The 22,382-nt window shown below is 50.6% G+C and carries 24 protein-coding genes; 18 read left to right on the forward strand and 6 right to left on the reverse strand.

Going from position 1 to position 22,382, the window contains the following annotated elements:
• Nucleotides 1–6: 6 nt before the first annotated feature.
• The 10 genes from SK36_RS14730 (at nucleotide 7) to lipA (ending at nucleotide 9,630) form a co-directional block, all read left to right on the forward strand.
• The gene (locus SK36_RS14730) at nucleotides 7–618 is read left to right on the forward strand and encodes an adenosylcobalamin/alpha-ribazole phosphatase (RefSeq protein ID WP_048221865.1); all 612 of its coding nucleotides are present in this window, start codon (nucleotides 7–9) and stop codon (nucleotides 616–618) included.
• A 254-nt stretch (nucleotides 619–872) separates the two neighbouring features.
• Nucleotides 873–1,190: a ribosome silencing factor gene (gene rsfS / locus SK36_RS14735; RefSeq protein WP_045441037.1), complete on the forward strand. Its 318-nt coding sequence runs from the start codon at nucleotides 873–875 to the stop codon at nucleotides 1,188–1,190.
• A gap of 3 nt (nucleotides 1,191–1,193) precedes the next feature.
• Nucleotides 1,194–1,661 (forward strand): 23S rRNA (pseudouridine(1915)-N(3))-methyltransferase RlmH, encoded by a 468-nt coding sequence (gene rlmH, locus SK36_RS14740; protein ID WP_003022725.1) that lies wholly within the window; start codon nucleotides 1,194–1,196, stop codon nucleotides 1,659–1,661.
• Between the two features lie 30 nt (nucleotides 1,662–1,691).
• The gene (mrdA, locus tag SK36_RS14745) at nucleotides 1,692–3,593 is read left to right on the forward strand and encodes a peptidoglycan DD-transpeptidase MrdA (RefSeq protein WP_045441036.1); all 1,902 of its coding nucleotides are present in this window, start codon (nucleotides 1,692–1,694) and stop codon (nucleotides 3,591–3,593) included.
• A gap of 2 nt (nucleotides 3,594–3,595) precedes the next feature.
• Nucleotides 3,596–4,708: a peptidoglycan glycosyltransferase MrdB gene (gene mrdB, locus SK36_RS14750; RefSeq protein WP_045441035.1), complete on the forward strand. Its 1,113-nt coding sequence runs from the start codon at nucleotides 3,596–3,598 to the stop codon at nucleotides 4,706–4,708.
• A 10-nt stretch (nucleotides 4,709–4,718) separates the two neighbouring features.
• On the forward strand, nucleotides 4,719–5,813 hold the full coding sequence (gene rlpA / locus SK36_RS14755; protein ID WP_045441034.1) for an endolytic peptidoglycan transglycosylase RlpA: 1,095 nt from the start codon (nucleotides 4,719–4,721) through the stop codon (nucleotides 5,811–5,813).
• Between the two features lie 142 nt (nucleotides 5,814–5,955).
• The gene (dacA, locus tag SK36_RS14760) at nucleotides 5,956–7,167 is read left to right on the forward strand and encodes a D-alanyl-D-alanine carboxypeptidase DacA (RefSeq protein ID WP_045441033.1); all 1,212 of its coding nucleotides are present in this window, start codon (nucleotides 5,956–5,958) and stop codon (nucleotides 7,165–7,167) included.
• 106 nt (nucleotides 7,168–7,273) lie between these two features.
• Nucleotides 7,274–7,537 carry a DUF493 family protein YbeD gene (ybeD, locus tag SK36_RS14765; protein WP_003022706.1) on the forward strand — a complete coding sequence of 88 codons (264 nt, stop codon included), beginning with the start codon at nucleotides 7,274–7,276 and terminating at the stop codon, nucleotides 7,535–7,537.
• 224 nt (nucleotides 7,538–7,761) lie between these two features.
• A complete protein-coding gene (gene lipB, locus SK36_RS14770) occupies nucleotides 7,762–8,403 on the forward strand; it encodes a lipoyl(octanoyl) transferase LipB (protein WP_048221866.1) in 642 nt (213 codons plus the stop codon).
• Between the two features lie 261 nt (nucleotides 8,404–8,664).
• Entirely contained in the window at nucleotides 8,665–9,630 is a 966-nt protein-coding gene (gene lipA, locus SK36_RS14775) for a lipoyl synthase (RefSeq protein WP_045441031.1), read from the forward strand.
• An 85-nt stretch (nucleotides 9,631–9,715) separates the two neighbouring features.
• Here the strand turns inward: lipA and tatE are convergent, their stop codons facing one another.
• Both tatE and SK36_RS14785 read right to left on the reverse strand, forming a co-directional pair.
• On the reverse strand, nucleotides 9,716–9,919 hold the full coding sequence (tatE, locus tag SK36_RS14780) for a twin-arginine translocase subunit TatE (RefSeq protein WP_045441030.1): 204 nt from the start codon (nucleotides 9,917–9,919) through the stop codon (nucleotides 9,716–9,718).
• 127 nt (nucleotides 9,920–10,046) lie between these two features.
• Complete coding sequence (locus tag SK36_RS14785; RefSeq protein WP_045441029.1) at nucleotides 10,047–10,835, reverse strand: deaminated glutathione amidase; 789 nt, start codon at nucleotides 10,833–10,835, stop codon at nucleotides 10,047–10,049.
• Nucleotides 10,836–11,040: 205 nt separating this feature from the next.
• On the opposite strand from SK36_RS14785, the gene crcB reads away from it, so the two are divergent.
• Nucleotides 11,041–11,424 (forward strand): fluoride efflux transporter CrcB, encoded by a 384-nt coding sequence (gene crcB / locus SK36_RS14790; RefSeq protein WP_048221867.1) that lies wholly within the window; start codon nucleotides 11,041–11,043, stop codon nucleotides 11,422–11,424.
• Between the two features lie 52 nt (nucleotides 11,425–11,476).
• Here crcB and cspE read toward each other — a convergent pair whose 3' ends face one another.
• Both cspE and pagP read right to left on the reverse strand, forming a co-directional pair.
• Complete coding sequence (gene cspE / locus SK36_RS14795) at nucleotides 11,477–11,686, reverse strand: transcription antiterminator/RNA stability regulator CspE (RefSeq protein ID WP_000034826.1); 210 nt, start codon at nucleotides 11,684–11,686, stop codon at nucleotides 11,477–11,479.
• Nucleotides 11,687–11,874: 188 nt separating this feature from the next.
• Nucleotides 11,875–12,438 (reverse strand): lipid IV(A) palmitoyltransferase PagP, encoded by a 564-nt coding sequence (gene pagP / locus SK36_RS14800; protein ID WP_045441027.1) that lies wholly within the window; start codon nucleotides 12,436–12,438, stop codon nucleotides 11,875–11,877.
• Between the two features lie 459 nt (nucleotides 12,439–12,897).
• Between pagP and dcuC the strand changes: the two genes are divergently transcribed.
• Nucleotides 12,898–14,280, forward strand: coding sequence for an anaerobic C4-dicarboxylate transporter DcuC (gene dcuC / locus SK36_RS14805; RefSeq protein WP_045441026.1), 1,383 nt, complete (start codon nucleotides 12,898–12,900; stop codon nucleotides 14,278–14,280).
• 150 nt (nucleotides 14,281–14,430) lie between these two features.
• Here dcuC and dpiA read toward each other — a convergent pair whose 3' ends face one another.
• Entirely contained in the window at nucleotides 14,431–15,111 is a 681-nt protein-coding gene (dpiA, locus tag SK36_RS14810) for a two-component response regulator DpiA (protein ID WP_048221868.1), read from the reverse strand.
• The gene (gene dpiB, locus SK36_RS14815; protein ID WP_045441024.1) at nucleotides 15,080–16,741 is read right to left on the reverse strand and encodes a sensor histidine kinase DpiB; all 1,662 of its coding nucleotides are present in this window, start codon (nucleotides 16,739–16,741) and stop codon (nucleotides 15,080–15,082) included. Before dpiB ends, dpiA begins: the two co-directional genes overlap by 32 nt.
• A 385-nt stretch (nucleotides 16,742–17,126) precedes the next feature.
• Between dpiB and citC the strand changes: the two genes are divergently transcribed.
• The 6 genes from citC to citG are packed head-to-tail and all read left to right on the forward strand — an operon-like array spanning nucleotide 17,127 to nucleotide 22,375.
• The gene (gene citC / locus SK36_RS14820; protein ID WP_048221869.1) at nucleotides 17,127–18,203 is read left to right on the forward strand and encodes a [citrate (pro-3S)-lyase] ligase; all 1,077 of its coding nucleotides are present in this window, start codon (nucleotides 17,127–17,129) and stop codon (nucleotides 18,201–18,203) included.
• Nucleotides 18,200–18,496 carry a citrate lyase acyl carrier protein gene (gene citD, locus SK36_RS14825; protein WP_045441022.1) on the forward strand — a complete coding sequence of 99 codons (297 nt, stop codon included), beginning with the start codon at nucleotides 18,200–18,202 and terminating at the stop codon, nucleotides 18,494–18,496. Before citC ends, citD begins: the two co-directional genes overlap by 4 nt.
• Nucleotides 18,493–19,401 carry an aldolase/citrate lyase family protein gene (locus SK36_RS14830; protein ID WP_048221870.1) on the forward strand — a complete coding sequence of 303 codons (909 nt, stop codon included), beginning with the start codon at nucleotides 18,493–18,495 and terminating at the stop codon, nucleotides 19,399–19,401. Before citD ends, SK36_RS14830 begins: the two co-directional genes overlap by 4 nt.
• A gap of 9 nt (nucleotides 19,402–19,410) precedes the next feature.
• The gene (gene citF / locus SK36_RS14835) at nucleotides 19,411–20,943 is read left to right on the forward strand and encodes a citrate lyase subunit alpha (RefSeq protein ID WP_048221871.1); all 1,533 of its coding nucleotides are present in this window, start codon (nucleotides 19,411–19,413) and stop codon (nucleotides 20,941–20,943) included.
• A 3-nt stretch (nucleotides 20,944–20,946) separates the two neighbouring features.
• Complete coding sequence (gene citX / locus SK36_RS14840) at nucleotides 20,947–21,498, forward strand: citrate lyase holo-[acyl-carrier protein] synthase (protein ID WP_048221872.1); 552 nt, start codon at nucleotides 20,947–20,949, stop codon at nucleotides 21,496–21,498.
• A complete protein-coding gene (gene citG, locus SK36_RS14845) occupies nucleotides 21,470–22,375 on the forward strand; it encodes a triphosphoribosyl-dephospho-CoA synthase CitG (RefSeq protein ID WP_048221873.1) in 906 nt (301 codons plus the stop codon). The genes citX and citG overlap by 29 nt, the downstream gene beginning before the upstream one ends.
• The last annotated feature ends 7 nt before the right edge of the window (nucleotides 22,376–22,382 follow it).

Genomic DNA, 22,382 nt, shown 5'->3' on the forward strand with positions numbered 1-22,382 from the left:
GAAACAATGAGACTTTGGTTAGTACGCCACGGAGAAACCGAAGCCAATGTGGCCGGATTATACAGCGGCCATGCGCCTACGTCGTTGACTGAGCGGGGAATTGCTCAGGCCAAAACGTTATCGACGCTGTTACGCAACGTTCCTGTTGAACACGTGCTGTGCAGTGAACTTGAGCGAGCTCGCCATACGACACAGTTGATCCTGGCGGATCGCGATGTTCCGCTACGTATTATGCCTGAGCTAAACGAGATGTTCTTTGGCGACTGGGAAATGCGTCATCATCGCGACCTTGCGCGTGAGGACGCAGAGAATTACGCCATATGGTGTAACGACTGGAAAAATGCAACGCCGACCAATGGCGAAGGATTTCAGGCGTTTTCACAACGCGTTGAACGGTTTATTGCACAACTGGCTGATTATAAAGAAAGCGAGAACCTGCTTGTGGTCAGCCATCAGGGTGTTTTGAGCGTGTTGATCGCCCGTCTTCTGTCAATGCCTGCGGCGTCAATGTGGCATTTTCGCGTCGAACAAGGTTGCTGGAGCGCGATTGATTTCTGTGACAATTTTGCCGTGCTGAAAGTCCTGAATAGCCGGGCAGTTTGGCACGAAGGTGAGTGAAAGCTCTGTTTTTTCTGCTCAGGAGCCTTTCGCCCATTGACACCCCATGACAGGCTGCTATTCTCCGCAGCCTGACTTTTCCCGCCCTTCAGAGCTTTGCAGAAATTGTTTTACAAAAATGGCGATGCATTCTGTTGCGTGGGGTGGGATGATAGCGCACTTCAAAAGCGCTTTCGGAGACATTTGTCCCGATATCGCCTCTGGTTCAGGTATACTAACAGACGTTTTTAACTCTTTTCACCCAGGGGGAACACTTGCAGGGTAAAGCACTCCAGGATTTTGTAATCGACAAAATTGATGACCTGAAAGGTCAAGACATCATCGCCTTAGACGTTCAGGGCAAATCCAGTATCACTGACTGCATGATTATCTGCACTGGCACGTCCAGCCGCCATGTCATGTCTATCGCTGACCACGTTGTTCAGGAATCCCGCGCAGCTGGCCTGTTGCCGCTTGGCGTAGAAGGCGAGAACGTAGCTGACTGGATCGTTGTTGACCTCGGCGATGTGATTGTCCACGTTATGCAGGAAGAGAGCCGTCGCCTGTACGAACTGGAAAAACTCTGGAGTTAATGCGTGAAGCTGCAACTTGTCGCTGTGGGTACAAAAATGCCTGACTGGGTGCAAACCGGGTTTACGGAGTATCTCCGCCGGTTTCCAAAAGACATGCCCTTTGAGCTTATCGAAATCCCGGCAGGAAAACGCGGCAAGAACGCGGATATAAAACGCATTCTCGACAAAGAGGGTGAACAGATGCTGGCTGCCGCAGGCAAAAATCGCATCGTCACCCTCGATATTCCCGGAAAACCCTGGGATACGCCACAGCTGGCAACCGAGCTGGAACGCTGGAAACTGGATGGTCGTGATGTCAGTCTCCTGATTGGCGGACCGGAAGGACTGTCCCCAGCCTGTAAAGCCGCAGCGGAACAAAGCTGGTCACTCTCTGCATTAACCCTTCCTCACCCGCTTGTTCGGGTACTGGTAGCAGAGAGTCTATACAGGGCGTGGAGCATTACCACCAACCATCCATATCACCGTGAGTGATCATTGAGTCTTGAGTAGATTAAGCAGCGGATGAAACTACAGAATTCTTTTCGCGACTATACGGCTGAGTCCGCGCTGTTTGTGCGTCGGGCGCTGGTTGCTTTTTTGGGGATTTTGCTGCTCACCGGTGTGCTGATCGCCAACCTTTATAATCTGCAAATCGTTCGTTTCACTGATTATCAGACCCGCTCAAACGAAAACCGTATCAAACTGGTGCCTATCGCGCCCAGCCGCGGCATCATTTATGACCGCAACGGCATTCCCCTCGCCCTAAACCGCACCATCTATCAAATAGAAATGATGCCGGAGAAGGTCGATAACGTTCAGCAAACGCTGGACGCGCTACGGAGCGTGGTTGATCTGAATGACGACGATATTGCCGCCTTTAAGAAAGAGCGTTCACGTTCCCATCGCTTCACTTCAATCCCAGTGAAAACAAACCTGACGGAAGTGCAGGTGGCGCGATTCGCCGTTAATCAGTACCGTTTTCCTGGCGTCGAAGTAAAAGGCTACAAACGCCGTTACTATCCCTACGGCTCAGCGCTGACTCACGTTATTGGCTACGTATCAAAGATCAACGATAAAGACGTTGAACGCCTGGATAAAGACGGCAAGCTGGCCAACTATGCTGCCACCCACGATATTGGCAAACTGGGTATCGAGCGCTATTACGAAGATGTACTTCACGGCCAGACCGGTTATGAAGAAGTTGAAGTAAACAACCGTGGTCGCGTCATTCGCCAGTTAAAAGAGGTCGCACCGCAGGCCGGGCATGATATTTATCTCACGCTTGATTTGAAGCTTCAGCAGTATATCGAAACGCTGCTGGCGGGTAGCCGCGCCGCCGTTGTCGTAACAGACCCGCGCACCGGTGGTGTACTGGCGCTGGTTTCAATGCCCAGCTACGATCCTAACCTGTTTGTAGATGGTATCTCCAGTAAAGATTATTCAGGGTTACTTAACGATCCCAATACCCCGTTGGTTAACCGCGCGACGCAAGGTGTTTACCCCCCTGCTTCAACGGTTAAACCTTACGTGGCGGTTTCCGCGTTAAGCGCGGGCGTGATTACCCGTAATACCGGCCTGTTCGATCCAGGCTGGTGGCAGTTGCCCGGCTCTGAAAAACGCTACCGTGACTGGAAAAAGTGGGGCCATGGTCATCTGAATATCACCCGCTCTCTGGAAGAGTCGGCAGATACGTTTTTCTATCAAATCGCCTATGATATGGGGATAGATCGACTTTCGGAGTGGATGAGTAAATTTGGCTACGGCCATTACACTGGCATCGATCTCGCCGAAGAGCGCGCAGGTAACATGCCTACCCGCGAATGGAAGCAAAAACGGTTTAAAAAGCCGTGGTACCAGGGTGATACAATTCCGGTCGGTATCGGTCAGGGCTACTGGACAGCAACCCCTATCCAGATGAGTAAGGCGCTGATGATCCTTATCAATGACGGCATGGTCAAAGTCCCACATCTGCTGATGAGCACAGCGGAAAACGGCAAGCAAGTGCCGTGGGTACAGCCGCATGAACCTCCCGTCGGTGACATTCACTCCGGTTACTGGGAAATCGCCAAAGACGGTATGTACGGCGTAGCGAACCGCCCCAACGGTACCGCACACAAATATTTTGCTGGCGCACCGTACAAAATTGCCGCGAAATCCGGTACTGCGCAGGTCTTTGGTCTAAAAGCCAACGAAACCTATAATGCGCATAAAATCGCCGAACGTTTACGCGACCATAAGCTGATGACGGCATTCGCGCCCTACGATAAACCTGAGGTCGCCGTCGCGATGATCCTCGAAAACGGTGGTGCCGGTCCGGCTGTAGGTACGCTCATGCGCCAGATCCTTGACCACATTATGTTGGGCGACAACAACACCAATCTGCCTGCGGAAAACCCAGCGGTTGCAGCAGCTGAGGACCAATAATCGTGACGGATAATCCGAACAAAAAGACATTCTGGGATAAAATTCATATCGATCCCACTATGTTACTCATTTTGCTGGCGCTGCTGGTTTACAGCTCGCTGGTTATCTGGAGCGCCAGCGGCCAGGATATTGGCATGATGGAGCGCAAGGTAGGCCAGATCGCGATGGGTCTGGTGATCATGGTGGTAATGGCGCAAATCCCCCCCAGGGTTTATGAAGGCTGGGCGCCCTATCTCTATATCATCTGTATCATCCTGCTGGTCGCGGTGGATGCATTCGGCGCGATTTCCAAAGGCGCGCAGCGTTGGCTCGATTTGGGCATCGTGCGTTTTCAACCCTCTGAAATTGCCAAGATTGCCGTTCCACTGATGGTGGCTCGCTTTATTAACCGTGATGTTTGTCCGCCATCGCTGAAGAATACCGCCATTGCGCTGGTATTGATTTTCATGCCTACCTTGCTGGTTGCCGCGCAACCTGACCTGGGAACCTCTATCCTGGTTGCCCTTTCCGGTTTGTTCGTTCTGTTCCTGTCAGGCTTAAGCTGGCGTTTAATCGGCGTCGCCGTTGTACTGGTCGCAGCGTTTATCCCGATACTCTGGTTCTTCCTGATGCATGATTACCAGCGCCAGCGTGTAATGATGCTTCTCGATCCAGAAACCGATCCGCTGGGTGCGGGTTATCACATTATTCAGTCTAAAATTGCTATTGGTTCCGGCGGTCTGCGCGGTAAAGGCTGGCTACACGGAACGCAGTCACAGCTGGAGTTTTTACCCGAGCGTCATACGGACTTTATCTTTGCCGTTTTAGCCGAAGAGCTTGGCCTGGTCGGGATATTAATACTGCTGACGCTGTACATTCTGCTGATTATGCGCGGATTATGGATCGCTGCCCGAGCGCAAACGACCTTTGGTCGCGTCATGGCTGGCGGTTTAATGTTGATATTATTCGTTTATGTCTTCGTAAATATTGGTATGGTGAGCGGTATTCTGCCCGTTGTAGGGGTTCCACTCCCACTGGTCAGTTACGGAGGCTCTGCACTGATAGTGCTGATGGCCGGGTTCGGGATTGTCATGTCGATCCACACCCATAGAAAAATGTTGTCGAAAAGCGTGTAAGGGGTACGCAATGCGTAAGCAGTGGCTTGGAATCTGCATCGCAGCAGGAATGCTCGCGGCATGTTCGAATGATGATGGTCAGCAACAGGTTGCTGTCGCGCCGCAGCCTGCGGTGTGTAATGGTCCGATTGTTGAAATCAGCGGGGCCGATCCGCGCTTTGAACCCCTGAACCCGACGGCGAATCAGGATTATCAGCGTGACGGTAAGAGTTACAAGATAGTCCAGGATCCCTCTCGCTTCAGTCAGGCCGGTCTGGCTGCTATTTACGACGCGGAACCTGGTAGCAATTTAACCGCTTCAGGGGAAGCGTTCGATCCGATGCAGTTGACTGCGGCGCATCCGACACTACCGATCCCAAGCTATGCCCGGGTAACTAACCTGGCCAATGGCAGGATGATCGTGGTGCGCATTAACGATCGCGGCCCTTATGGTAACGATCGCATCATATCTCTTTCGCGTGCATCCGCCGATCGCCTGAACACCTCGAACAACACCAAAGTGCGCGTAGATCCTATTATCGTCGCGCCGGATGGTTCTTTGTCAGGACCCGGCATGGCTTGTACGACTGTTGCGAAACAAACATACGCCCTGCCCTCACGTCCAGATTTGAGCGGTGGTGGCGGTATGCCTTCCGCGCCGGATGCAGGTCAGCCGCAAACGGATATCCGCCCTATCAGTAATTCAACGCTGAAAAGCGATGACCCAACCGGCGCGCCGGTTAATAGCGGTGGTTTCCTCGGTGCACCAACGACGCTCGCCGCTGGTGTGCTGGAAGGCAGCGAACCAACGCCTGCTCCACAGCCCACTGTCGCTACGCCAGTCACCTCAACCGCTCCGGTATCCGCTCCCGCTGCCGCCGTCACTCCTGCGGCAACAGCCAACGGGCGTTATGTGGTTCAGGTTGGTGCCGTCAGTGAGCAGAGCCGCGCGCAGCAGTATCAGAAACGTTTAAGCCAGCAGTTTGGCGTTCCGGGCCGTGTGGTACAAAACGGTGCCGTTTGGCGTATTCAGATGGGGCCGTTCGCCAGCAAAGCTGAAGCCTCTACGTTGCAGCAACGTCTTCAATCCGAAGCACAATTACAGTCCTTCATCACCGGCGTGTAGTAACGTAAACCAGGTATCCGAGTTGTCAATTTCTGTAAATGACATTAACAAAGTCACGCGGAAAGTCGGATGCCTGTAAGTTACGCATTTGCTATAGTAGGGCACTTTTTTTAATTTCATCACGGACGTCGTAGTTCAGACCATGAAGACCACTTTTTCCGCTCGTTTCGTGCAGCGCATGGCGCTCACCGCGGCTCTCTGCGCAGCCTCTCTCTCTGCTGCCCATGCCGATGACCTGAATATCAAAACCATGATCCCGGGCGTTCCGCAGATCGATGCGGAGTCGTATATCCTGATCGATTACAATTCAGGCAAAGTTCTGGCAGAACAAAATGCTGACACACGCCGCGATCCCGCCAGCCTGACCAAAATGATGACCAGCTACGTCATCGGCCAGGCAATGAAAGCAGGCAAGTTCAAAGAAACCGATCTGGTCACCGTCGGCAATGACGCTTGGGCTACAGGAAACCCGGTATTTAAAGGTTCATCCCTGATGTTCCTCAAGCCGGGTATGCAGGTTCCCGTTTCACAGCTGATCCGTGGGATTAACCTGCAATCAGGTAACGATGCCTGTGTAGCAATGGCCGATTTCTCTGCCGGTAGCCAGGATGCTTTCGTCGGTCTGATGAACAGCTATGTGAATGCACTGGGGCTGAAAAACACCCACTTCCAGACCGTTCATGGCCTGGATGCTGAAGGTCAGTACAGCTCTGCACGCGATATGGCGTTGATTGGTCAGGCACTGATCCGCGACGTGCCTAATGAATACTCTATCTATAAAGAAAAAGAGTTCACTTTTAACGGCATCCGTCAGCTAAACCGTAACGGTCTGCTGTGGGATAACAGCCTGAATGTTGACGGGATTAAAACCGGTCACACCGATAAGGCTGGTTATAACCTCGTGGCATCGGCAACCGAAGGTCAGATGCGTCTGATCTCCGCAGTCATGGGTGGTCGCACCTATAAAGGCCGTGAAACCGAAAGCAAAAAACTGCTAACCTGGGGCTTCCGTTTCTTTGAAACCGTAAATCCGCTGAAAGTCGGTAAAGAGTTCGCTTCTGAACCAGCCTGGTTTGGTAATACCGATCGTGCATCGTTAGGCGTTGATAAAGATGTCTACCTGACTATTCCGCGCGGCCGTATGAAAGACCTGAAAGCGAGCTATGTTCTGAATACAACTGAACTGCATGCTCCGCTGCAGAAAAACCAGGTTGTCGGCACTATTAACTTCCAGCTGGATGGGAAAACCATTGAACAACGTCCACTGGTTGTACTGCAGGAAATCCCGGAAGGTAACTTCTTTGGTAAAATCATTGATTACATTAAATTAATGTTCCATCACTGGTTTGGCTAAAAATTGAACACTTGAAAGTGTGATTTACGTCCCCATATACTAGGTATCCAGATAACTCCCACTCAGCGTGGGAGTTATTATTTTTTGATGTAACGCCGGAGCTGACATGAAAACCAAACTTAACGAACTGCTTGAATTCCCTACTCCATTTACTTACAAAGTAATGGGGCAGGCGTTGCCTGAGCTGGTTGATCAGGTGGTTGAAGTGGTACAGCGCCATGCGCCAGGTGATTACTCCCCAACGGTAAAACCGAGCAGCAAAGGCAACTACCACTCGGTCTCTATTACGATCACTGCTACGCACATTGAGCAGGTTGAAACACTGTACGAAGAATTAGGCAATATCGACATCGTTCGTATGGTGCTGTAAAAGCCTGTCGGTTACCCGGAGCACTCCGCTCGGGTAACCTCTCTCCCCCACCCCTGTGATATACTTTTCCCCTCTTTTACATTCTCTACTCTGAATTTCGAGTTGCAGCAAGACGGTAAGACAGCGAATCCCCGGGAGCTTATTCAAGTAAGTGACTGGTGTGAGTTAGCGCCAACACCCTACTTGCCACTTGAAAGACGACGAGTATCTACGGAGATGCCGTTTTGTATCAGGATAAAATTCTTGTCCGCCATCTTGGTCTTCAGCCTTACGAGCCAGTCTCTCTGGCCATGCACGAATTCACCGATACCCGCGATGAAAACAGCCATGACGAAATCTGGCTGGTAGAGCATTATCCTGTCTTTACTCAGGGTCAGGCAGGTAAAGCAGAGCACGTACTGATGCCGGGGGATATTCCGGTTATCCAGAGCGACCGTGGCGGTCAGGTGACATACCACGGACCAGGCCAGCAGGTTATGTATGTTCTGTTGAACCTGAAGCGACGTAAGCTGGGTGTACGCGAACTGGTCACGCTGCTGGAAAACACTGTTGTTAACACCCTTGCTGAAATGGGCATCGACGCTCACCCGCGAGCCGACGCGCCAGGCGTTTATGTTGGTGAAAAGAAAATCTGCTCGTTAGGGTTACGTATCCGTAAAGGATGTTCATTTCACGGTTTAGCGTTAAATGTGGATATGGATTTGTCACCTTTCCAGCGCATCAATCCTTGCGGCTATGCCGGGATGGAGATGGCGAAGGTATCGCAGTGGGATAGTAATGCAACAACAGAGAGCGTCCGCCCTCGCTTGTTAGCAAACATCTTAGCGCTGCTGGGCAACCCGCCTCATGAATATATATCGGACTAAACGTGCGCATTGAAGGACCTGGATATGACAGGTCATACGATCAAAGTGACGTCTGAAAAGCGGGGCATACTTTGCCACAGCAAATGTTGGGCAAATGGCACAAAACAACAACTATTTTACATTTTGCCAGCCTGTCAGGCTGCTTTATGGCCCGTTTCAATGATATACTGCGTATCACTAATTCAAAAATAGTTGATAAATACAACATTCCCTTGAATTGAAACGCTTTCCTTCGTTATTCGCAACTGGAACACGCACGCTATGAGTAAACCCATTGTGATGGAACGCGGTGTTAAATACCGCGATGCCGATAAGATGGCTCTTATCCCGGTAAAAAATGTGGCAACAGAGCGCGAAGCCCTGCTGCGTAAACCGGAATGGATGAAAATAAAACTTCCAGCGGACTCCACTCGCATCCAGGGCATCAAAGCAGCAATGCGCAAAAATGGCCTGCACTCTGTGTGCGAAGAAGCTTCCTGCCCTAACCTGGCTGAATGTTTCAATCACGGAACCGCAACCTTTATGATCCTCGGCGCAATTTGTACCCGCCGGTGTCCGTTCTGTGACGTTGCCCATGGACGTCCGGTTGCCCCTGATGCCAACGAACCATTAAAACTGGCTCAGACAATTGCAGACATGGCGCTACGCTATGTCGTCATCACCTCAGTCGACCGTGACGATCTGCGTGATGGTGGCGCTCAGCACTTTGCTGACTGCATCACTGCTATCCGTGAGAAAAGCCCTACGATTAAAATCGAAACGCTGGTACCGGACTTCCGTGGTCGTATGGATCGCGCGCTGGATATCCTTACGGCAACCCCGCCAGATGTATTCAACCACAACCTCGAGAACGTGCCGCGTATTTACCGCAACGTTCGTCCGGGTGCTGATTACAACTGGTCGCTGAAACTTCTGGAACGTTTCAAAGAAGCGCATCCGGAGATCCCAACCAAATCAGGTCTGATGGTGGGTCTGGGTGAAACCAATGCCGAAATCATTGAAGTTATGCGCGATCTGCGCCGTCATGGCGTAACGATGTTGACGCTGGGGCAGTATTTGCAGCCAAGCCGTCACCATTTGCCGGTTCAGCGCTATGTTAGCCCGGATGAGTTTGATGAAATGAAAGCCGAAGCAATGGCGATGGGCTTTACCCATGCCGCCTGCGGTCCGTTTGTTCGCTCTTCTTACCATGCAGATATGCAGGCAAAAGGGCTGGAAGTTAAGTAATCGCGTAATACTCGCTTACATTTCAGCAATAAAAAACCGGCAAATTGCCGGTTTTTTTTCATGCAGAGCAATGGTCTTCCAGACATTACTCTTTATGAGAAAGCTTCTCAGCCTGAACGCTACCGTCAGCATCTTTCTTCGCATCGGCATTTTCATCGTTCATCGCTTTTTTGAAGCCTTTAATTGCCGTTCCCAGGTCTCCACCCAGTGTACGTAACTTCTTGGTACCAAACAGCAGAACGACCAGTGCGGCAACCACCAGCAGTTTGGTAATACTAATCTCACCCATAGATACCTTCTTGACTTAAACCAGGCTGCATAAGCGCCATATTAACCTGAGAATATTAACGGCCTTTCGACGCGCGCACACAATAGCAATCTGTAACAAGGTGAATCAAGCCTTGTTTAAAAAAACGTCATAATAATTGCGGTGGCGCAAAGCGCCGGTTACGTAACACCGGAAGTTGCGCCCTGACTTGCCTCACCCGCTCAGCAGAAACCTCTGTCATAATCAGCGCGGGTGTCTCTGCAGCGGCAGCAATGGTCACGCCAAAGGGATCGATCACCCGGCTTTGACCGATATTCTTATTACCGCACTCTCCTGCCGCAATCAAGTAGCAGGTGGCATCCAGCGCTCTTGCCGCCAGCAGCGTAGCCCAATGATGTTCTTTCATAGATCCCCTAACCCATGCCGCAGGTAAGACGAGGATTTCTGCCCCCTGCAAAGCGAGGGCTAACGCCAGCTCAGGAAAGCGTAAGTCATAGCAGGTCATTAACCCTACCTTTAACCCGTCTACGTCCAACAGCGGCGCTATGGCGTCGCCTGCATCCACATTACGCGACTCCTGAATCGAAAAGGCATCGTAGAGATGCAATTTCGCATAATGGGCAACAACCTTTCCTCTTCGTAGAGCAACTAACATGTTAAACGCCCGGGCAGGCAATGAAGGTACATGAATGGTCAGAATCGTTGTCATATCGTTTTGTGCGCTTTCACGTAACAACCGCGTCAGAAATCCCCCCTCTAATAGTTGAGCAGACTTCACGGACAGATCCGGGTCAAGATCGTCACGAGCCAGCAGTGCTTCAGGCAGTACCAGCAACGATACGCCCTCTCTGGCAGCCTGTGACATCAATAAGGCGCACGTTTCTGCATTTTTCTCCCATGAGGGACCGACGGCAAATTGCCCTGCTGCAACGAACATATTCCCTCCAGAAAAATTTGTTAAGCTCATCAACAATAATGACTCAGCGTTACATTCGCCCTGTATACTCTACATACTTCAGGTTGCGGCAAGCGCACGAGTCCCCTGGCGCATTGATAACTATGTGACTGGGATGAAAGTGCGCAGTCAACGCATCAACGACCTGAAGTATGATGAGTATAAAATCAAATAGCAGGATTATGCCGTGTTACAACTTCTATTAGCTGTTTTTATAGGTGGTGGTACAGGTAGCGTTGCAAGATGGATGTTGAGTATGCGGTTTAACCCGCTTCATCAAGCCATTCCCTTAGGTACGCTGGCTGCAAACCTTATTGGCGCGTTTATCATTGGTATGGGGCTGGCGTGGTTCAATCGCATGGCCCACATTGACCCAATGTGGAAAGTGCTAATTACCACGGGCTTTTGTGGAGGGCTGACAACATTCTCTACATTCTCCGCAGAAGTGGTGTTTTTACTGCAGGATGGACGCTTTGGCTGGGCGATGGTGAATGTGCTGATTAATCTGCTGGGGTCGTTTGCGATGACGGCACTGGCATTCTGGTTGGTTTCCGCCTCCACCGCACATTGAAGACAAAAAAAACCCGCAATTAAGCGGGTTTTGAATTCTTGCTGTCGTATGCTTACAGAGCGGTTACGTTTGCAGCAGAAGGGCCTTTGGCACCGTTAGTGATTTCGAACTCTACACGCTGACCTTCAGCCAGAGTTTTAAAACCATTGGTCTGGATTGCAGAGAAGTGTACGAACACGTCTTTGCTGCCATCTTCCGGAGTAATGAAACCGAATCCTTTGGACTCATTAAACCACTTAACGTTACCTTTAATCTTAGACATCAAAATTACCTTTACATGAAAAATAGACACAAATGCTGTGTCGGGTATCAGTACAACAATTGTGGTGCTGTTTGTCCAGTCAAACCTTGCCAAAAAGTGATAAATGTCGCGTTATTTTTCAGGTAAAGTTCATATCATTTTGTTATTAAAGGGATTTTAATATTCCAACTGACAATACAGGTAGCCCCTTAAAACTGGAAACGTAGCCAGGCAAAGTAGACATTTCCGTTGTTATACGTTCCTGGAATGTAGGTCATCTGAAACGTTGCCGGGCCATAACCGATTGATGCCAGCGGCAGCAACACGGGCACCGGGATGTAGTTCCAGTTATCACGAGCAGTCATGCCCGCCGTAAAACCCAATCCCATATGGAAGTTATCATCAACCAGTGGTCGCCAGGTTTTTTCCCAGCCATAGCCGCCAATCGGCTCCCACTTATTGTAGGAGTCCTTAAAGGCCATAATATAAAGTCCGTGCCAGTTGCCTTTATCGTCCCAACGCGACTGACCAAATCCAGCCCCCCAGGGACGTTCATTGTAGCGATCTGTTTTATCTTTATCGTAGGCAAAGCGCGCATGCCAAGTAATAGCGGGCACATACAGCTCATAATGTTCCGGCTGCTGCCAGGTTTCACTGACATTATCTTTAAAAGTATCAAACCAGCCTTTATCTTCCGCATAGGCCTGAGGAATAATAGTTAACTGAATAAAAAGAAATGAAAAAATGAATAAATATCGTTTAGCGACAATCACAACTTAATTACCGTCCAGAAATTTAAGATTAATTGTAGCAAACTCAACCTTAATGACAGCTTAACAAAAAATACTATTTTAAAAAATCAGATTATTCTATAGCGTATAATTTAATGGTTATTATCCATATATTTACTAAGCCTTTTCGCATGTAACTCGTAACTTTTATTAACCTGGATTGCTTGTTTTACGAGTATCCTCCAAATAATTCTACATTTTATTAACACAACAATATCAATAACGCATCAAATAACGTACAACAACTGCACCTCACTCTTTTTTTATTGCGATATTCCCTTTTCATCGGCTATGTTTGAAAAATGCCTTGGCCATCGGTTTAATCCGTATCTTTATTGATTTTAATCAGCAATAGATGACCGTTTATTAGGCACATTCTGACTCCACTTTATGCTCTTTTTTATTTTTTACTTTCTGGGCGTTTACGCGACAGGGGAAACAATGTTGACATTTATTGAACTCCTTATTGGGGTTGTGGTTATTGTGGGTGTAGCACGCTACATCATTAAAGGTTATTCGGCGACCGGTGTACTGTTTGTCGGTGGTCTGGTTTTACTGATTGTCAGCGCCCTGATGGGACACAAAGTTCTGCCTTCCAGCGCGGCAACGACTGGCTATACAGCGACAGATATTGTTGAATATATTAAAATTTTGCTGATGAGCCGTGGTGGCGATCTCGGCATGATGATTATGATGCTATGCGGTTTTGCCGCCTATATGACGCATATTGGCGCGAACGATATGGTCGTTAAGCTGGCCTCGAAACCTCTGCAATATATCAACTCGCCTTATATTCTGATGATTGCCGCTTATTTTGTTGCCTGCCTGATGTCACTGGCGGTCTCCTCCGCGACAGGGCTGGGTGTATTATTGATGGCGACGCTATTTCCGGTCATGGTTAACGTTGGAATCAGCCGCGGTGCTGCAGCAGCCATTTGTGCATCTCCTGCCGCCATCATTCTTTCTCCAACCTCAGGGGATGTGGTTCTGGCAGCAAAAGCAGCAGAAATGCCGCTGATCGACTTCGCGTTTAAAACAACATTGCCAATTTCCATCGCCGCCATTATCGGTATGGCGATTGCGCACTTTTTCTGGCAGCGCTATCTGGATAAAAAAGAGAACATCTCACACGAAATGTTAGACGTGGCCGAGATCACCACGACTGCTCCGTCTTTTTATGCCATTTTGCCGTTTACCCCTATCGTTGGCGTACTGATTTTTGATGGCAAATGGGGCCCACAACTGCACATCATCACTATTCTGGTCCTCTGCATGCTCATCGCTGCGGTTCTGGAGTTTGTGCGTGGATTCAATACCCAGAAGGTGTTCTCAGGTCTGGAAGTCGCCTATCGCGGAATGGCGGATGCCTTTGCTAACGTGGTTATGCTGTTAGTCGCGGCCGGTGTTTTTGCCCAGGGTCTCAGCACTATCGGCTTTATCCAGAGTCTGATTTCTATCGCTACATCGTTTGGTTCAGCAAGTATTATTCTGATGCTGGTACTGGTTATTCTGACCATGTTGGCAGCAATGACCACCGGCTCCGGTAACGCGCCATTCTATGCCTTCGTTGAGATGATCCCTAAACTGGCACACTCTTCCGGTATTAACCCGGCATACCTCTCCATCCCGATGCTGCAAGCATCAAACCTTGGACGCACAATTTCCCCGGTATCTGGCGTGGTTGTGGCTGTCGCGGGCATGGCGAAGATTTCACCGTTTGAAGTGGTAAAACGGACTTCTGTTCCGGTCATGGTCGGGTTGTTGATTGTGATTATCGCAACTGAAGTGATGGTGCCTGCAACATCCGCTGTAATTGGTGGTTAACGCGACCAGTTAATATCCGACCTTGATACGCAAAATCATTTAAGCTGCATTGAGGCAGCAAGTGAGGACATCCCCAGTCACATATAGATAACGATGTGACTGGGGTTTCTAAAGGCAGCCAGCAAAGAGGCAGCTTAAAGGATGACGGTATCAGCCACCGTGGTAAATACGCTGCGGCCTTCCTACCTTACCGTGAATAATCTCCGCAATAATCAAATGGCGGCCGGCACAATATTCCAGGTAACGTCTTGAGGTTGTGCGACTGATGGTTAACGCCTGTGCTACCGTTTCCGCTGTATGATGTACCGTTGGGTCGGTAAATAATTTCAACACCGCATTCAGCGTTAAGACATCAATACCCGTGGGCAGATCCCCTTTCGGCTCTCCGCGCGCGTAGGCATTAAACATTTCATCAATCTGTCGCTGACTGGCGCTGTCGTTACCTGCCAGCATGCGTCTGCGCTGCTGATAGCGCGTAAGCGTCTGTCCCAGGCGCTCATAAGCAATCGGTTTAACCAGGTAATCAAAAGCCCCGCTACGCACGGCTTCTGAAACTGTGTCCATATCGCTGGCAGCCGTCGTAAACACCACACCGCCAGGATAACGCGCCTGGGTCAGCTCATGTAGTAAGGTGATGCCCTTGCCGTCCGGTAAATAGTTGTCCAGGAGAATCAACCCCGGCTTGAAACGCTCAATCATCATCCTCGCCTGCTCAAGATTACCCGCCAGCCATATCTGGCTGAAGCCAGGTATATGGCGAATATATTCAGCATGCATTTCCGCCAGTAGCGTTTCATCCTCAACGATCAATAGCGTTAATGGTTCCGTCATCGTTTTTTTTCACTTTCGGAAGAAATAGAGAAAATAAAGTACCGCAGGGATCATTATCTTCGAGTGTAATAACCCCGTCACAGCGCCTCACATAACTTGCAATCAGATACAAACCGATGCCATGTTCACCTGGTTCATCGGTACGGGTACTCACACCCTGTTCAAATATTTTTTCACGCAATGCTTCCGGCACACCGCAGCCCTGATCGGCCACTTCTATGATCACCTCATCCCCTTCATCGCTCAAAAAGAGTTCGATGACCTTATTCCCTTGCTGGGTACGTAAGCTGGCCTCGAATGCATTATCAAGCAGATTACCAACAATTGCTGCAAACTCTGTGCTATCCAGCCCCTCAGGGAGTTGATGTAGTTGACTACCGGGAACAATGATCATTTTTAACCCTAATTCCCGCGCACGCTGCACTTTACCAAACAGCAAACCAGCAACCTGACGATCGGCAAATGAGCCGCGTAAACTATCGATGAGCTGCTGCTGAGCCTGAGATTCTCCCTGAACCATCTCCAGCACCCGATCGTACTCTTTCATCTGCAGCAGGCCGTTGAGCGTAGACATCCAGTTCAGGTGTTCATGGCGTAGCGTTCTCAGGCTCTCAACGTATTGTTTAATTTGCGTTAATTGCGCATTGAGGGTAGCAATTTCATCTTTGCTGCGAAAACTGATAATCGCCCCAAGTAATTCGTCACCAGAGCGGATAGCTTCACGGTTGGCAATAACGCTCAACCCATTAAAATTCACCATCGCATCCTGACGTTTCTCCGCAATCTGCTGAGTAAAGAAGTCCGCGGGCTGAACAACCTCATCAATCGGTTTTCCCAGCCATTGCCGTCCTGGCGATGACAGCCCCAGCATTTTTCTCGCACTGCGATTAATTGCCGTGATGAATCCTTCAGGATCAACGGCAATCAAACCTTCATACACTGAGCTAAACAGCGCTTCCTGCTGACGGACCACGCGAGCAATTTGCTTGGGTTCCATACCGAGCATCTGACGGCGGATGTGTGCAGCAAAAAACCAGGAGAGCAGCATGAGTAACAGTAGCAACAGAATAAACACCCCGGCCATCGGCAATAAGAAATCCGAACGCCAGCTATCAATTTTGCTAATCAGGTATCCTATTGAGACAACACCAATAATCTTGCCATCATCATCAAAGATGGGGGTTTTCGCTCGCATCGCCATCCCGATAGATCCTTTACCGGTAATGAAATAACTTTCCCCTTTTTCTAAAGCTCCCGGCTTGGTGAACTGCATCGGGTAGCCAATCTTTTCCGGGTTCGGATGGTAAAGGCGAATCGAGTGATTGTCTCCGATTACGACATAGTCAAAATCCGTTCCACTTTGCAGTTTGTCGGCAATGGTCGCAAGACGCTGATAATCGCGGTGTTTGACTGCGGCGATAACGCTGTCATTGGAAGCGATGATCTTCGCCTGGTTCATCGCCATGTCGCGGACATGCGTCGCCAGATAATCTTCAAAGCTGGCGGTGAAGTATTTTGCCAGTGCCGCAATGATAAGAATGGAAACTACCAGGATAAGCAGAAAAATACGTAATGGAAACGCCAGCCTGCGAAAAAAAGAAAACCGTGTTTTATTTTTCTGGATTACCATAAACTTTCCTTGCCGACGTTAACCAACAACTTATTTTGTATTTGTAATAAAAATGTTCTATTCACAAGTTGAAGAATAAAGCAGGATCGTTACAGATTCCCCACCTTAAATCAATTAAACAAATAAAAACCACACCGCAAATGGTGATTAAATTAATTAAAAAACTTAAAACCATAAAACACATTAAAACCTTCTAACTTATTGTGAAATAAATCAAAATTTGCCTCCAAAATACTCCTTACGATGTATACAGCAGGGAAAAAAAGAAATACTCCGTAATAAAAAACAATTCCCTTCAATTGCAAAAAAAACGTTATCAGGTTGCTAAACAGAGCAACAAAAACAGAAACCCAGTAACAAATATAGCATCGGGGCTCTTTTTACTATGTTAGGTAATAATATATTCACGCAAGTTAAACGCTCAGAAAATAAAAAGATGGCGGTTATCGCTCAATTTCTGAAAGAGAATGATTTGAGCGTTGACACTACCGTTGAAGTATTTATCACCGTCACCCGTGAAGACCGCCTTATTGCCTGTGGTGGCATCGCTGGAAATATCATTAAATGCGTCGCGATCTGTGAATCCGTACGCGGTGAAGGCTTAGCGCTGACGCTGGCTACTGAGCTTATCAATCTCGCCTATGAGCGGCACTGCACTCACCTCTTCATCTATACCAAAACCGAGTATGAGTCGCTGTTTAAACAGTGTGGTTTTTCTACGCTCACCAGCGTACCAGGCATTATGGTGCTGATGGAAAACAGTACCACTCGCCTGAAACGTTACGCCGAATCGCTGGCCAAACAGCGCCATGAAGGGCAAAAAATTGGCTGCATCGTCATGAACGCCAACCCGTTCACCAACGGCCACCGTTTTCTGATCCAGCAGGCAGCCGCGCAGTGCGACTGGCTGCATCTGTTTTTAGTAAAAGAAGACACCTCACGCTTTCCCTATGAAGATCGGCTGGACCTGGTACTCAAAGGAACCAAAGATATTCCGCGTTTAACCGTGCATCGCGGATCGGAATACATCATTTCCCGTGCAACTTTCCCATGCTACTTCATCAAAGAGCAGAGTGTTATTAACCACTGCTACACCGAAATAGACCTGAAAATCTTCCGCCAATACCTGGCCCCGGCACTTGGCGTCACGCACCGCTTCGTCGGTACTGAACCGTATTGCACCGTCACCTCCCAGTACAACAACGATATGCGTTACTGGCTGGAGACCCCAACGCTCCCCGCCCCACCGATTGAACTGGTGGAAATTGAGCGGCTGTGCTTCCAGGAGATGCCGATTTCCGCCTCCTGGGTGCGCAAGCTGCTGGTTAAAAAAGATCTCACGGCTATCGCCTCCCTGGTACCAGAAGCCACTCTGCACTATCTGCAAAGCATGGTTGAACGGGCCTCATCGGACGCGGTAGTCCGCCAAAATACCCCCGCATTAGCAACAGGTGAAAAATGAAAATAAAGCAGGCAGCCGTCGCAGGCACTCTTGAGTCTGGTGATGTGATGATACGCATCGCCCCTCTCGATACGCAGGATATTGACCTGCAGGTCAACAGTAGCGTTGAAAAACAGTTTGGCGATGCCATCCGCACCACCATTCTGGACGTACTGTCCCGCTATAACGTAAGCGGCGTGCAATTAAATGTTGATGATAAAGGCGCACTGGACTGCATTTTACGTGCGCGACTGGAAGCTTTACTGGCCCGCGCCAGCGGTATTCCGGCACTGCCATGGGAGGATTGCCAGTGATTTCCGCTTCTTTGCAACAACGTAAATCCCGCACACGCCGCAGTATGCTGTTCGTGCCGGGCGCCAATGCCGCAATGGTCAGCAACTCGTTTATCTATCCAGCCGATGCGCTGATGTTCGACCTTGAAGATTCCGTCGCGTTACGTGAGAAAGATACCGCGCGTCGTCTGGTATATCACGCTTTGCAACATCCGTTGTATCACGACGTTGAAACTATCGTACGTGTTAACGCCCTTGACTCCGAATGGGGCATTAACGACCTGGAAGCGGTCGTTCGCGGCGGCGCTGACATTGTTCGTCTGCCGAAAACCGATACCGCCCAGGATGTTATCGATATCGAAAGCGAAATCCTGCGCATTGAAAAAGCCTGCGGTCGCGAGCCAGGCAGCACCGGTCTGCTGGCCGCTATCGAATCGCCTTTAGGTATTACCCGCGCAGTGGAAATTGCCCATGCTTCCGAACGCCTGATCGGTATTGCTCTCGGTGCGGAAGACTACGTGCGTAACCTGCGAACTGAACGCTCACCGGAAGGTACCGAACTGCTGTTTGCCCGTTGCTCAATTTTGCAAGCCGCGCGCTCTGCGGGCATTCAGGCTTTCGATACCGTCTATTCCGACGCTAACAACGAAGCCGGTTTTCTGCACGAGGCCTCGCACATTAAACAGTTGGGTTTTGACGGTAAGTCGCTCATCAACCCACGTCAGATTGAACTCCTGCACAACCTGTATGCGCCAACGCGCAAAGAACTGGCTCATGCACGCCTGGTTGTAGAAGCCGCTGAAGCTGCTGCCCGCGAAGGCCGTGGCGTTGTTTCCCTGAACGGCAAGATGGTCGACAGCCCGGTAATCGAGCGCGCCCTTCTGGTTATCTCCTGTGCAGAACTTTCCGGCATTCGCGAAGAATAAGGCAAAAAAATGACGCAGAAAATCGAACAATCTCAACGACAGGATCGCGTGGCGACCTGGAGTCGTCATGCAGAAAGCGAACTTTCCGCTTATCAGAGCACCGCAAAACGGGATTTGCAGGCGCAAAAACCGCGTGACAAAAAGCTGTGCGCTAACCTGGAAGACGCCATTCGTCGTTCCGGTTTACAGGATGGGATGACCATCTCTTTCCACCACGCATTCCGCGGTGGCGATCTGACGATCAACCTGGTGATGGATACCATCGCCGCGATGGGCTTTAAAAATCTGACACTGGCTTCCAGTTCCCTGAGCGACTGCCACGCTCCGCTGGTTGAACATATTCGCCAGGGTGTAGTTACCCGCATTTATACTTCCGGTCTGCGCGGACCGCTGGCTGAAGAGATCTCCCGCGGTCTGCTGGCTGAACCCGTACAGGTCCACTCTCACGGCGGTCGTGTACATCTGGTACAGAGCGGCGAGTTAAGCATTGATGTGGCATTCCTTGGCGTACCGTCCTGCGATCAGTTTGGTAACGCTAACGGCTACACCGGTAAAGCGTGCTGCGGTTCACTGGGCTACGCCCGTGTTGATGCTGAAAACGCCAAACAGGTTGTCCTGCTGACCGAACAACTGCTGACCTATCCGCACAATCCGGCCAGCATCGCACAGGATCAGGTCGATCTGATCGTACAGATCGAAAGAGTCGGCGATGCTGACAAAATCGGCGCCGATGCAACTCGCATGACCACCAACCCGCGTGAACTGCTGATTGCCCGTAGCGCGGCGGACGTCATTGCCAACTCCGGTTACTTCAACGAAGGCTTTTCCTTGCAGACGGGAACCGGCGGGGCTTCACTGGCCGTTACCCGCTTCCTGGAAGACAAAATGCGCAGCCGCGACATCCGTGCTGACTTTGCCCTGGGCGGCATCACTGCCACCATCGTTGACCTGCATGAAAAAGGCTTAATCCGCAAACTGCTTGACGTACAGAGCTTCGACCGTAACGCCGCAGAATCCCTGGCGCGTAATCCGAACCACATCGAAATCAGTGCCAACCAGTATGCCAACTGGGGTTCGAAAGGTGCATCGGTTGACCGTCTGGACGTTGTGGTACTGAGCGCCCTGGAAGTAGACACCAACTTCAACGTTAACGTGCTGACCGGCTCTGATGGCGTACTGCGCGGCGCATCCGGTGGTCACTGCGATACCGCCGTCGCTGCAGCGCTTTCAATCATCGTCGCGCCGCTGGTGCGTGGTCGTATCCCGACGCTGGTTGATAACGTACTGACCTGCGTAACGCCCGGTTCCAGTGTTGACATTCTGGTCACTGACCACGGTATTGCCGTTAACCCTGCTCGTCCGGAACTGGCTGAACGCCTGAAAGAAGCCGGTATGAAAGTGGTATCCATCGAATGGCTGCGCGAACGCGCGCTGCAGCTCACCGGTCAACCTCGTGCCATCGAATTCACCGACCGCGTGATTGCCGTTGTGCGTTATCGCGATGGTTCGGTGATTGACGTTGTGCATCAGGTGAAGGAATAAGCCATGCACCTGCTCCCTGAACTGGCCACCCGCCATGCTGTTTCTATTCCCGAGCTGCTCACCAGCCGTGATGAGAGACAAGCCCGGCAGCATGCCTGGCTGGCGCGCCATCGTGCGCCGCTGGTCTCATTTACTGTGGTAGCGCCAGGTCCGATTAAAGATAGCGAATTAACCCGCCAGATCTTTAACCACGGTATGACCGCCCTGCTCACGCTGGCGGAGAAATCAGCCTGGACGGTCAGGGAGCAAACCGCACTGGTCTCAGCCAGTGGGCCGGAAGGCTTATTGTCCATTGCAGCACCGGCCAACAACCTCAAGCTCGCCACTATCGAGCTTGAGCATTCGCACCCGCTGGGACGGTTATGGGATATCGATGTCCTGACCCCTGAGGGGGAAATACTGTCTCGTCGTCACTTCGCGCTCCCTGCCCGCCGCTGTCTGCTGTGCGGACAAAGCGCTGCCGAATGCGCGCGGGGTAAAACCCACGCGCTTTCTGACTTACTTATTCGCATGGAGGAACTGCTACATGATGCCGATTCCCGCAACATCGACTGATACCGCAGTCCTTCCTGTAGATTTACCCGACGCCTACGCCACGCTGGCGTGGCGCGCCATGCTGACTGAAGTCAACTTATCGCCAAAACCCGGTCTGGTGGATCGCATTAATAACGGCGCACATAAAGACATGGCGCTGGAGGATTTTCACCGTAGCGCACAGGCCATTCAGGCCTGGCTGCCGCGTTTCGTTGAATATGGGGCATTTAGTGCTCAGTCGGCGTCTGAAGATGTGCTGAAAGGACTGCGTCCATTAGGCATGGCCTGCGAAGCCGATATGTTTCGCGCCACCGCAGGGGTGAACACCCATAAAGGCAGTATTTTTTCACTGGGATTGCTGTGCGCCGCCATCGGCCGCCTGCACCAGCGGAGTGAGGCTGTTACAGCAGAAACCATTTGCTCTACGGCGGCAACTTTTTGCCGCGGCCTGACCGAGCGCGAACTGCGCCAGAACAATCAACAACTCACGGCTGGCCAACGTCTTTATCAGCAACTGGGATTAACCGGCGCACGGGGTGAAGCCGAAGCGGGATATCCGCTCGTCATTGAGCATGCCCTGCCGCATTACCGCGCACTACTGGCTCAGGGTCGCGATCCTGAACTGGCGTTACTCGACACATTATTGCTGCTGATGTCTATCAATGGCGACACCAATGTCGCTTCACGTGGTGGCGCTGAAGGTCTGCGCTGGCTACAGCAGCACGCCGCCAAATTATTGCAGCGAGGGGGAATTCGTACCTCCTCCGATCTCTATTACCTGCACCAGTTCGACCAACAGTGCATCGAACGCAATCTCAGTCCTGGAGGCTGCGCCGATCTGCTGATTGTCACCTGGTTCTTAGCCCAGATTTCGCAAGTTCATCATTATCACAATTAAAGATCCT

It is taken from the genome of Citrobacter sp. MGH106, assembly GCF_001037495.1.
Lineage (GTDB): Bacteria > Pseudomonadota > Gammaproteobacteria > Enterobacterales > Enterobacteriaceae > Citrobacter > Citrobacter murliniae.